We start from the raw sequence: 12,032 nt of genomic DNA on the forward strand, positions 1-12,032 counted from the left end.
ATCAGTAAGACCGTAAAAATTCCTTGAAAAAGTCCACACTGGCCTTCAGGGCATCAGCGGGGATCTTTTCGTTCACCTGGTGGGCGGCGCCCCAGCGGCTGTCCCGGAGATACCCGGAGAACAGCATCACATTGTCGGCGATCCGCTTGTAATAGTGGCTGTCGGTGCCTCCCAGCATCAGGAAGGGCACCACGTCCACTTTTTCCCCATACTGGCCTTTCAGCACCTTTTCCGCCACCTGGATCCCGTAACTCTGGGGATCGGAAGCAGGCAGCGGGTCCTTGCCGGACACATGGCGGATTTCCACCCCTTCCGGCAGGAACTGGCGGAAGTAATTTTCGCAGGATTCCACCGTATCCCCCTGGAGCACCCGGACGCTCATCTGGGCCGCCGCCCGGCTGGGCAGCACATTGGGCTGCTTGCTGGCTTCGGCCATGGTGAAGGCGATGGTGGTGTGGAGCAGGGCATCCAGGGCCGGATCTTCCTGGGCCAACTGGCACAGTTCCTGCCAGTGGCCTTCCGGATCTTCATAGATAGCCCGGCGGCCGGCATCCTGGAGTTTGGCGCTTTTCTGGAGATGGGCCAGGGTCAGGGGAGTGAACCGGTACGGGAAAGGATGGGATTCGATGGCCACAATGGCTTTGGCCAGGGTCCCCAGGGCTGTCCCCTTCCCGGGACGGCTGGAATGGCCTCCGGGAGAGGTGGCGTAAATCTCGAAGTTCACCGGGGATTTTTCCGCCACTCCGATCTTGGCTTCCAGCTTGTCCCCCACCGGGAACAGGCCGCCCCCTTCGTCCACTACGGTGCCCAGCCGGACCCCCTTCTCTTCCAGGTGCCGGGTGAGCTTTTCCGCTCCGTCCACATCGTTTTCCAGGTACACTTCCTCACTGTAGCCCAGAGACAGGTACAGGTCGTAAGACGGCCGCCAGCCTTCTGCCAGCAGGGCTTCCACCGCTTCCATTTCCGCCAGCAGCTGGTGCTTGCAGTCGGTAGTGCCCCGGCCGCAGATACAGCCGTCGATGATTTCGCCTCCGAAGGGATCGAATTTCCACTGGCCCCGGTCCCCTACTTCCACCACGTCCTGATGGGCCATGAGCAGAAGGGGCTTCTTTGCGCTGCCAGTGCCCTTCAGGTGGAACTGGAGGCCTGCCTGGCCCACTTCATCCAGCTCCATCAGGCGATAGATGTGGGGATAGAATTCCCGGAAGGCCTCATGGAGTTTTTCAAACTGGCTCCAGTCCACCTTGTCCACATTGGCGTTGGACACGGTGGCGCACTGGATGAACCGCTGGAGATGGGCGGCGTATTTCTGTTCTTCTTCCGTAAGCTTCATTGCCGTTCCCTTCTTTCTCAATTACCAGGCCGGTTCCAGGTTGCCTTTGCAGTTTTCCAGGATGTAGTCCTTCACCGGCTGGCTCTGGAAGATCTGGACGAATTTCTTGTAGGTGGGGTTGTCTTTGTCTTCTTCCCGGGCGGCAATGATGTTCACATAGGGGCTGGTGTTGTCTTCCTTGGCAATGGCCAGGTCCGTGGACAGACCGGCGGAGTTGGCATACCCGGCGTTGATGATGGAAGCGGCGGTGTCATCCAGGCTCCGGGGCAGCTGGGCAGCTTCCAGTTCCACGATCTGCAGGTGTTTCGGGTTTTCGGTGATGTCGTTGACGGTCAGTTCCGTGGGCTTCACATCCGGGTTCACTTTCAGGAGGCCCAGTTTGCTCAGCATCAGGATGGCCCGTCCTCCGTTGGAAGGATCGTTGGGGATGGCGATCTTGTCCCCGTCCTTGATGTCCGCCACGTTCTTGATCTTGGTGGAATACAGCCGCAGGGGAGCCAGGTAGGTCTTGCCGATGCTCACCAGTTTGGTGCCGTTCTTTTTGTTGAAGGCCAGCAGGAAGGGTTCATGCTGGAAGGAGTTCAGGTCGATGTCCTTCTGGGCCAGGGCCTGGTCCGGAGTCACATAGTCGGAGAAGGTCTTGATTTCCACCTTCAGCCCCTGTTTTTCCGCTTCCTTCTTTACCACTTCCATGACCTGTTCGGAATACCCGGGGGTGATCCCTACAGTGATGGTCTTCTTTTCCGCCGGGGCGGCCGCCTTTTTGTCGCTGCCGCAGCCGCTGACCAGGCTGGCCAGGGCCAGGACGGATACGGCTGCTGCAATCCATTTCTTCAGTTTCATGAACATCTCTCCTTTTCGCCTTCCCGAAAGCACCCAAAGAAAAACACCACCTGCTGGGCAGATGGTGTTTTCGATGACTGAGCTCGCTTTTCATCTGCCAGGGAATCCCTGTTGGAATTGGCACCTTCCCTTCCGGGGGTTGCCGCAGCTTCATAGGGCCAAATCCCTCTGCTGCTCTCGATGAAGGTATGTGATTTTGATGGTTCTGATTCTACACTACTTCACTAGGAAAGTCAAGGACTTTTTGTAACCTGATCAAGAACAGTTGCAGGTAACCGGCTCAAGTCTGGAGTCTGAAGTCTGGAGCCTGGAGCCGAATGTTAAATTTGCAGGCAAATTTTTTGAATGTGTAGAACCTTTGGACGAAATGATCTCTCAGATTGATTGCGATTCTGGTTTTGCAGAATCAAAAGGATCCGTCCAGCCAGACGGATCCTGTCCTGAGGCTTCCGACTTCAGACTTCGGACTTCCGACTAAGGGGCTGTTGCTCATGCAACAGCCCCTTCTTACTAAAACATTACATCTTCTGATGAGCGCGGCGGGCGATTACGTCCAGCTGCTGTTCTCTGGTCAGGTCGATGAATTTCACCGCGTAGCCGGATACCCGGATGGTGAAGTTGGCATATTCCGGTTTTTCCGGATGTTCCATGCAGTCGATCAGCTTGTCCACGCCGAACACGTTCACGTTCAGGTGGTGGGCTCCTTGATCGAAGTAGCCGTCCATTACCCGTACCAGGGTGGCTTTCTGTTCTTCTTCATTGTGGCCCAGGGTTTCCGGAGCGATGGTCTGGGTGTTGGAGATTCCGTCCAGAGCATATTCGTACGGCAGCTTGGCCACAGAGTTCAGGGAAGCCAGGAGGCCGTTCTGTTCTGCGCCGTAGGCCGGGTTGGCACCGGGAGCGAACGGGGTGTAGGCCTTCCGTCCGTCAGGCAGGGCACCGGTGGCGCCGCCGTACACCACGTTGGAAGTGATGGTCAGGATGGAAGTGGTGGCTTCGGAATTCCGGTAGGTGTGGTGTTTCCGCAGCTTGGTCATGAAGGTCTTCAGCAGCCATACAGCGATTTCATCCGCCCGGGGATCATCGTTGCCGTATTTGGGGAAGTCCCCTTCGATCTTGTAGTCCACCACCAGGCCGGATTCATCCCGGACCGTGGAAACTTTGGCGTATTTGATGGCGCACAGGGAATCCACCACATGGGAGAAGCCTGCGATGCCGGTGGCAAAGGTCCGGCGCACATCGGTGTCGATGAGGGCCATTTCTGCCGCTTCATAGTAGTATTTGTCATGCATGTACTGGATCAGGTTCAGGATGTTCACGTACAGCCCGGCCAGCCAGTCCATCATCAGGTCGAATTTGTGCATCACTTCGCCGTAGTCCAGCACGTCGGAGGTGATGGGTGCATATTCCGGCCCTACCTGCATGTGTTTGCCGTCTTTGGTCAGGAATTTTTCATCCTTGCCCCCGTTGATGGCGTACAGCAGGCATTTACCCAGGTTGGCCCGTGCCCCGAAGAACTGCATTTCCTTCCCGGTCTGGGTGGCGGATACGCAGCAGCAGATGCTGTAGTCATCGCCCCATACCGGCTTCATCACATCGTCGTTTTCGTACTGGATGGAAGAAGTGGTGATGGAAATGTGGGCGGCGTATTTCTTGAAGTTGTCCGGCAGTGCGGAAGAATACAGCACCGTCAGGTTGGGTTCAGGAGAAGGCCCCATGTTTTCCAGGGTGTGGAGGAACCGGTAGTCGTTCCGGGTGACCATGTGCCGGCCGTCCATGCCGATGCCGGCCATTTCCAGGGTAGCCCATACCGGGTCGCCGGAGAACAGCTGGTTGTAGGAGGGGATCCGGGCGAATTTCACCATGCGGAATTTCAGGGTCAGATGGTCAATCAGTTCCTGAGCCTGTTCTTCGGTGAGGGTCCCTTCGGCCAGGTCACGGCTGATGTAGATATCCAGGAAGGTGGAGATGCGGCCCACGCTCATGGCAGCCCCGTTCTGGGTCTTTACTGCAGCCAGGTAGCCGAAGTACAGCCACTGGACGGCTTCCTTGGCGTTCTTGGCAGGAGCGGAAATGTCATAGCCGTAGACTTTGGCCATTTCCTTCATCTGTTTCAGAGCCCGGATCTGTTCCGCCAGTTCTTCCCGCTGCCGGATGATGTCATCGGTCATAACCCCGCATCCGCAGTTGTTCAGGTCTTCGCTTTTCTTGTTGATCAGGAAGTCGATGCCGTAAAGAGCCACTCTCCGGTAGTCCCCTACGATCCGGCCCCGGCCGTAGGTATCAGGCAGACCGGTTACGATATGGCTGTGGCGGGCTTTCCGCATTTCAGCGGTGTAGGCATCGAATACAGCCTGGTTGTGGGTCTTGTGGTATTCGGTGAAGATCTTGTGGAACTTGGGGTTCACCTTGTACCCGTAGGTTTCCGCAGCTTCTTCCGCCATTTTGATGCCGCCGTAGGGCATGAAGGCCCGTTTCAGAGGCTTGTCGGTCTGGAGGCCCACCACCTGTTCCAGATCTTTCATGGATTCATCGATGTAGCCGGGGCCGTAAGCCGTCAGGCTGGAGACCACTTCCGTTTCGCAGTCCAATACGCCGCCTTTGGCCCGTTCTTCCTTCTGGAGTTCCTGGACTCTGCCCCACAGTTTGTTGGTGGCTTCCGTAGGCCCTGCCAGGAAGCTTTCGTCCCCGTCATAAGGGGTATAGTTGTTCTGGATGAAATCCCGGACATCCACATCGTCCGTCCATTTCACGCCTTTAAAACCTCTCCATGCAACATTCTGATTGATGCTGTTCATTACAGATCCTCCTTTTTGAGTTCCCGTTGGTTCGTTTTTCATGGCTTAATCATAGCCGTTTTTCCATTTTAAAACCTTGACTGGAGTCAAGTTTGCTTAGGCTAACTTATTTTATACTGCCCCCAGGATTTTCCGGGCCTTGTCCACCTCTTCCTGGGTGGGAGGCTTTACATCCTTCAGCTTGTTGGGGATCCCCAGCTGTTCCCATTTATACAGGCCCATGTTGTGGTAGGGCAGCACTTCCACCCGCTGGATGTTGGTAAGGGTGTCCAGGAATTCCCGGGTCCGCTGCAGAGACCCTGGATCGTCGGTCCACCCGGGCACCAGCACCTGCCGGACCCAGATGGGCTTTTTGATTTCCGACAGATACCGGAACAGGTCCAGGATGTTGTCATTGGGCTGGCCGGTGAGCTTTTTATGGGCTTCCGGGTCGATGTGCTTCACATCCAGCAGCAGGATGTCCGTTACCTCCATCAGCTCTTTGAACTGGCTGAAGAAAGGTTCCTTCCGGGTAAAGGGCTGGCCGGCCGTGTCGATGCAGGTGCCGATGCCCCGGGCTTTGGCCTTCCGGAACAGGTCCAGCAGGAAATCCATCTGGAGCAGAGGTTCCCCTCCGCTGACGGTGATGCCCCCTTCCGGACCCCAGTAGGGCCGGTAGCGCTCCGCCTGGTCCAGCAGTTCGTCAGCGGTTTTCAGCTGGCCCCCCTGGCCGCATTTCCAGGTGTCCACATTGTGGCAGTACAGGCAGCGCATGTTGCAGCCCTGGACAAAGATGATGAAACGGGTTCCGGGCCCGTCCACGGACCCGAAGGTTTCGATGGAATGGATACGTCCCTGGATCATAATACCTCCTGATAAAAAAAGACCCCATCAAAGGGGTCACAGTTCGTACGCCTCTTGATGGGTCTCATTGTATGTGTTTTTGCAAAAAGGTTCCTTGATTTGGGTCAATAATTCACCAGCTCCATCAGCCGGTCCGGATCCAGGACCTTGATGCTGCTCTGGCCGGTCTTTTTTACGTACCCTTCCCGTTCCAGTTCCTTCAGCTTCCGGCTGATGGTTTCCGGCCGGAGGGCCAGGCTGCCGGCCATTTCCTCCAGGCGCATGGTGATGGTGTCGCTGGTCTGCCGCCGGTACCGGTACAGCAGCAGCCCGGCCACCCGTTCCTTGGGGTCGGCGATGCTTTTCAAAAGGTTCCGCCGGTTGGCGTCGTGGAGCTTCTTGCTCAAAAGGGCGATGATCCGCATGGCCACTTCCGGTTCCTGGATGGCCTCCTCGAAATCCCTCCGGGCCAGTTTGCAGCACTCCACCCCCGTCATGGCAATGGCCGAGGCGGAATACCGGCTGTCCGGCACCAGTACCCCTTCCCAGATGGTATCATGCTCCACAAAGATCCCGGCGATCCGTTCCAGGCCGTCCTGGTCGTAGGTGCACAGTTTCACCCGGCCCTGGTGGATGATGTAGATGGCATCACAGGGTTCCCCTTCGTGGAACAGGTACTCCCCCTTGGCCAATTTCAGCCGTACCGACCGGCGGAGCAGGGTGGTCACCTTTTCCGGAGGCAGCCCCACCAGGAACTCCACACTCTTCAGGCATTCTCCCCGGCAGACCTTGCAGTGGGCGGGGACGGGGCCTGTCATGCCTTTCCTCCGTAAAGTGCGTCATACACCGCCTGGAGCTTTTTGTCCCGGGCGGCAGTGGCTTCCCGGGCCTTGTCCCCGGCATAGTCATAGAAGCCTTTCCCGGTCTTCACCCCGTAATCCCCGGCTTCCACCTTTTCCTTCAGCAGGGCGGGCACTTCATGGGAATCTTCCAGATCCGGCATCAGGTATTCGCTGATGTGGCAGAACACATCCAGGCCTCCGAAATCCACGGTTTCCAGAGGCCCCAGGCAGGCCCACCTAAAGCCCAGGCCGTATTTCATCACCGCATCGGCCCCTTCCACGCTGACCACCCCGTCCCGGACCAGGGCCAGGGCTTCCCGGAGCACGGCCAGCTGGATCCGGTTGGCGGCAAACCCGGGTACATCCTTTTCCACCAGGGCCGGTTTCTTCCCGATGGCCAGGGACAGGTCATAGATGGTTTTGGCCACATCCGGCCGGGTCTTCTCATTTTTGATGATTTCAATGAGAGGGATCAGGGTGGGCGGATTGAACCAGTGCATCCCCAGGAACCGGTCCGGCCCGGTGACCGCTGCCGCCAGTTTGTTGATGGACAGGCCGGAAGTGTTGGTGGCAATGATGGTTTCCGGATCTGCCAGGGGGCTCATTTCCCGGTAAAAAGCCAGTTTGGCCTCCATGTCCTCCACAATGGATTCCACGATCAGGTCCCGGCCCCGGAAGGCGTCCATACTGGTGGTATAGGTGATTTTGTCCGCCGCGCCCGCCGAGATCTTCGTTCTGGCCTTGTCCAGGGTGGGCTGCCGGTGGTTCCACAAGGTCACTTCATACCCGTTCTGGGCGAAAATATCCGCCATGGAATACCCCATGGTCCCTGCTCCTGCAATGGTGATTTTTTTGATGTCCATAGTCAGCAATCCCTCGATTCTGTGATAGTGAAGGAAATCATCCTGTTTTCCCAGTTCCCGGATCTGGGCAGGGGTGGCCAGCCGGAAGCTTTCCACTTCGTCTTCCTGGATCTTTACCTGGTCACGGGTAAAATCTCCTCGAAATTCATAAATATCCACAAAATAATTGTTCTGTTCCTCCGGGCTGTCGCTGCGGTAGGTATGGATGCACCGGGCCTCTTCCGGAGCAAAATGGAGCCCGGTCTCTTCCCCCACTTCCCGGAGCACCGCCTGCTGAGAAGTTTCTCCCGCCCGTACTCCGCCTCCGGGGATTTCCCATTTCAGGGCAGCCCATTCCTTGTCCGCCTTCCGCTGGGTAATCAGGATCCTCCCCTGTGGGTCCCGGATCAGGGCCAGCACCGTCAGATGGTAGTCCCCCGGTTTCATATGCCAGTCGTTCCGGACCATTTTCCGGCCGGTGACCTGTTTGTTGCTGTCGTAAATATCCCAGTATTCCATGGGTGTCCCTCCTTGTGTATGTTGGCGGGGCGCCGGGCCTGCGCCCCCTACGGCATCCCTGTGGATCTGTATTTTCCCTGTCTGCCCCACAGTTCCGTTTTGCTTCCGGTTCCGTAGGGGCGGCAGGCCCGGCCGCCCGCAAAATTTTCGTCCCCCTGCATGAAAAGAACCCGGCCCAAAGGACGGGTTCTCTCTTTCGGCTAGTGACTGATGACTCGTGACTGCCAGCTGGTGCTGCTCCGCAGCACCTTACAATTCCAATCCCGTTTCCGGATCCAGGCCCATGGCGATGTTCATGTTTTCGATGGCTGCACCGCTGGCCCCTTTCCCCAGGTTGTCGAACTGGGCGGACACGGTGAACCGGTCCTCGTTGCCGCACACATAGATCCGCAGGGAATCCTTCCCGGCCAGGGTGTTGGACCCCAGCATCTTGGGCAGTTCCTCGTTCTGGACCACTGTGATGAAGGCCTGGTCCCTGTAGAAATCCGCATACATCTTCCGTACCGCTGCCAGGCTCAGGTCCTGGGGCATCTGGAACCCGGCGGTCACCAGCATGCCTGCATAATAGGGCGCCACAATGGGCAGGAAAATGGGAGACTGTTCCAGTCCGGCATATTTCAGGATTTCCGGCAGATGTTTGTGCTGCTGGTTCAGCCCGTAGATCCGGGGAGCATCCAGTTCCTTGTCATGGAGATTTTCGTAAGAAGCGATCATCTTCTTGCCCCCGCCGGAATACCCGGTCAGGGAAGTAAGGGTATAGAGCCCGTCCGAAGCAATGAACCCGGCCTTCACCAGGGGCGCCAGCACGGCAATGGAACCGGTGGCATGGCAGCCCGGGTTGGAGATCCGGCTGCTCTCCTGGATGGCATGGAGGTAGGAGGGGCCCAGTTCCGGGAACCCGTAGGCCCAGGCCGGGTCGCACCGGAAGGCCGTGGAGGTGTCGATGATCTTGGTGTCGCAGTCCTTGGCGGCTGCCGCCACTTCCCGGGACGCGGCATCGGGCAGGCACAGAAAGGCTACGTCCGCCTGGTCGATCTTTTCCAGCCGGGCATCCAGGTTCTTCCGCAGGTCCGAACTGATGGTGAGCAGTTCGATATCCGTCCGCTGCTTCAGCCGCTGGGCCAGCCGCAGGCCGGTCGTTCCTTCGCCGCCGTCGATAAATACTTTAAACATCATGACCACCCCTCATTCACTGGTGCACTGGGCCCAGCCTTTATAGAATAGGAACATTATAACACAGATAGAGCCGTAGGGACAGATTTATTATTTGCATTTTATGCATAAAAATACATTATGGTTTTTCCGGGTCCCGGATCCGTTCCACCTGGGCCTCCACCGCCGCCTCATGGCGCCGGAGGGCCTTTTCCACCAGTTCCTCATAACCGTTCAAGGCCGCAAAAGGGGCAAACTGGGCCGCCCGCTTCTTCCGGTCCATCCGGGGATGGCCGGAGATCCTGGGCCGGGGCAGATCCAGCATATCTTCATACGGCTTCATGCCCGGTGTCCTCCCACCTGGCCGTTCCGCTCCCGGGTCATGGCCCCGGGCAGCAGGTTGCTCCCCCGGAGCAGGGCGTTCTTCCCGTACCGGTCCTGGATGGCCAGGATGGTTTCCTGGAGTTCCTCCTCCCGGCCCCGGGCGTACACCGGTGCCTCTTCCCGGGCAAACAGGTCCGTTTCGGCCCCCAGCAACCGCAGGGCCTCCGGGGCCTTCACATGTTCCGCGGTAAGGGAGATCTTCCGGATCAGCAGCTGGGGATCGGCCACCTGGTGGAAAAGCCCCAGGGCCGCCTCCCTGATCACCTGTCCTGAAGCAGTGTACCCACCCGGCAGGTTCCGGGACCCGTGGCCGTGGACGGGCACCGGCCGGCCGAAATGGTCCGCTGCCACCTTTCCCCGGTAGGACCGGCGCCGCTCCGGGTCTTCCAGATTGCACCGGTCGTAACCCAGGGTCAGCACCAGCTGATCCGTCACCCGGTGCTTCTTCACCAGGTCCAGGGCCAAAAGGTCCGCCATCTCCCACAGCAGCAGCCGGGCCGTTTCCGCAGTGGCAGGCTGCTGGAGCACCTGGCCGGACCCCAGGCTGCTGCTCATGGGCTCATAGGCCCGGATATCCTTCAGGGTACAGGGTTCCCAGCCCCAGGCATGGTCGATGAGCAGTTCCGCATTCACCCCGAACAGATGGTACAACAGGTCCGGATCTTCCAGGGACATCCGGGCCACCGCCCCCATGGTGTACATGCCGTACCGCTGGAGTTTCCGGGTGATCCCCGGCCCGATCCGCCAGAAATCCGTGAGAGGGCAGTGGTCCCACAGCAGCTGCCGGTAGGTCTTTTCCGTCAGGGAAGCGATCCGCACCCCGTCCCGGTCCGGTTCCATGTGCTTGGCCACAATGTCCATGGCCACCTTGCACAGATACAGGTTGGTGCCGATGCCGGCAGTGGCGGTGATCCCTGTTTCCTTCAGCACCTGGCGGATCATCTCCCGGATCAGGCCGTAAGGAGTCCAGCCTCCGGATTTCAGATAAGGGGTCAGGTCCAGGAGCACTTCGTCCACAGAATACACGTGGATGTCCTCCGGGGCCATGAACTGGAGGTACACCTGGAGCACCTGGGCGCTTTTTTCCATGTACCGCTGCATGTGGGGCATGGCGGTGATGTAATCCACCTCCAGGGTCCGGTCCCGGCCCAGTTGGGAGGCCAGAAAGGATTTCCCTGAAAAAGGGCGGCCCCGGAGCCATCCCCGACGGAGGGTGTTCATTTCTTCCACCTGGCGGATCACTTCGAACAGCCGGGGACGGCCCGGGATCCCCCAGTGCTTCAAAGCCGGGGACACCGCCAGACAGATGGTCCGGTCCGACCGGCTCCGGTCCGCCACCACCAGACAGGCATCCAGAGGATCCAGTCCCCGCTCCACACACTCCACCGAGGCATAGAAAGATTTCAGATCAATGGCCCCATAGATTCGCTGTTCCATGACTCTCCCCACTTTCGTTTGTTTTACTAAACATTTGTTTGCTATTATCATAGCACAAATGGGGAAAAGAGGCAAGAGAAAGGGGCTGCTGCGGTGAGCAGCAGCCCTGTCAACGGCCAGCGGCCCAGTCCGCCCTGCAGGGGCGGGGGACCGTTGCGCCTGCGCAATGGTGGTGGGGGCATGAGGTCCTGAAAGGACCGAATACCTTGGCGGGGGTATAGTTCAACCGTCCTGGAATCCTGCAGCGAGACCTGCGGATATGAAGATCGTGCTCCTGTCGGACACCCCGCTGTTGTCCATCATTCCTGCAAAGTATCGGCTGCCGCCGATGCCCCCACCACCATCCTTGCGGATGGTCCCCCGCCCCTCCCAGGGCGGACTTTTGGCTGTGCAGCCTATTTTATTGTACTGCTGTTGTCCATCGTTCCTGCAAAGTATCGGCTATCGCCGATGCCCCCACCACCGTGCTCCGCACGGTCCCCCGCCCCTCCCAGGGCGGACTTTAGCCGGCAACGGCTCATATTGTTCCCAACGTCTTCATTCTTTCCCGGATTATCCGATCGATGTTCTCTGTCACTCCGGAAAAATTTCTCATCACATCCCGGTTGGAATACCGCAGGACCAAGAATCCCAGCCGTTCCAGGTGCCGGGTCCGTTCAGCATCGGCTTTTTTATTTTCCGTCTCATAATGCTGTCCACCGTCCAGTTCGATAATCACCTGAGCCCGTTCACAGCAGAAATCCACAATATACTTTCCGATGATGACCTGCCGTTTCACCCGTACAGGATATTTCCGGAAAAAGTCGAACCAAAGGTGCCGTTCCTCTTTTGTCATGTTTTTCCTCATCTTATGAGAAAAGTTTTTCAGGTAATCCGGGATTTCGTTCCTGCCAGCCAAAGTCAACACTCCTTGAAATTATACTGAATTATCTTATAATATTATATTTGCAGTTATAAAGCAAGGCCGGAGGCCAAGTCCGCCCTGCAGGGGCGGGGGACCGTTGCGCCTGCGCAATGGTGGTGGGGGCATGAGGTCCTGAAAGGACCGAATACCTTGGCG

Annotated in this window: 10 protein-coding genes and 1 riboswitch; all 10 genes read right to left on the reverse strand. The window is 58.0% G+C overall.

The window, feature by feature from the left end:
* Nucleotide 1: 1 nt before the first annotated feature.
* The gene (locus ACTQY5_RS02115) at nucleotides 2–1,333 is read right to left on the reverse strand and encodes a M20/M25/M40 family metallo-hydrolase (protein WP_288311353.1); all 1,332 of its coding nucleotides are present in this window, start codon (nucleotides 1,331–1,333) and stop codon (nucleotides 2–4) included.
* A 21-nt stretch (nucleotides 1,334–1,354) separates the two neighbouring features.
* The gene (locus ACTQY5_RS02120) at nucleotides 1,355–2,176 is read right to left on the reverse strand and encodes a MetQ/NlpA family ABC transporter substrate-binding protein (protein WP_022486961.1); all 822 of its coding nucleotides are present in this window, start codon (nucleotides 2,174–2,176) and stop codon (nucleotides 1,355–1,357) included.
* An 87-nt stretch (nucleotides 2,177–2,263) separates the two neighbouring features.
* A riboswitch (SAM riboswitch) is annotated at nucleotides 2,264–2,363 on the reverse strand.
* A 331-nt stretch (nucleotides 2,364–2,694) separates the two neighbouring features.
* Complete coding sequence (pflB, locus tag ACTQY5_RS02125) at nucleotides 2,695–4,974, reverse strand: formate C-acetyltransferase (RefSeq protein WP_154488582.1); 2,280 nt, start codon at nucleotides 4,972–4,974, stop codon at nucleotides 2,695–2,697.
* 111 nt (nucleotides 4,975–5,085) lie between these two features.
* A complete protein-coding gene (gene pflA / locus ACTQY5_RS02130) occupies nucleotides 5,086–5,817 on the reverse strand; it encodes a pyruvate formate-lyase-activating protein (protein WP_154488583.1) in 732 nt (243 codons plus the stop codon).
* Between the two features lie 104 nt (nucleotides 5,818–5,921).
* Complete coding sequence (locus ACTQY5_RS02135) at nucleotides 5,922–6,614, reverse strand: Crp/Fnr family transcriptional regulator (RefSeq protein WP_154488584.1); 693 nt, start codon at nucleotides 6,612–6,614, stop codon at nucleotides 5,922–5,924.
* Complete coding sequence (locus tag ACTQY5_RS02140) at nucleotides 6,611–7,999, reverse strand: 3-hydroxyacyl-CoA dehydrogenase NAD-binding domain-containing protein (protein ID WP_441368716.1); 1,389 nt, start codon at nucleotides 7,997–7,999, stop codon at nucleotides 6,611–6,613. Before ACTQY5_RS02140 ends, ACTQY5_RS02135 begins: the two co-directional genes overlap by 4 nt.
* Nucleotides 8,000–8,248: 249 nt before the next feature.
* The gene (argC, locus tag ACTQY5_RS02145; RefSeq protein WP_441368717.1) at nucleotides 8,249–9,175 is read right to left on the reverse strand and encodes an N-acetyl-gamma-glutamyl-phosphate reductase; all 927 of its coding nucleotides are present in this window, start codon (nucleotides 9,173–9,175) and stop codon (nucleotides 8,249–8,251) included.
* A gap of 115 nt (nucleotides 9,176–9,290) precedes the next feature.
* Entirely contained in the window at nucleotides 9,291–9,494 is a 204-nt protein-coding gene (locus tag ACTQY5_RS02150; protein ID WP_154488586.1) for a hypothetical protein, read from the reverse strand.
* Nucleotides 9,491–10,972, reverse strand: coding sequence for a Y-family DNA polymerase (locus ACTQY5_RS02155; RefSeq protein WP_441368718.1), 1,482 nt, complete (start codon nucleotides 10,970–10,972; stop codon nucleotides 9,491–9,493). The genes ACTQY5_RS02150 and ACTQY5_RS02155 overlap by 4 nt, the downstream gene beginning before the upstream one ends.
* A 517-nt stretch (nucleotides 10,973–11,489) precedes the next feature.
* Nucleotides 11,490–11,879: an endonuclease domain-containing protein gene (locus ACTQY5_RS02160; protein ID WP_441368719.1), complete on the reverse strand. Its 390-nt coding sequence runs from the start codon at nucleotides 11,877–11,879 to the stop codon at nucleotides 11,490–11,492.
* Between the last annotated feature and the right edge of the window lie 153 nt (nucleotides 11,880–12,032).

It is taken from the genome of Acidaminococcus sp. HCP3S3_H5, from assembly GCF_052122235.1.
Taxonomy (GTDB): domain Bacteria; phylum Bacillota; class Negativicutes; order Acidaminococcales; family Acidaminococcaceae; genus Acidaminococcus.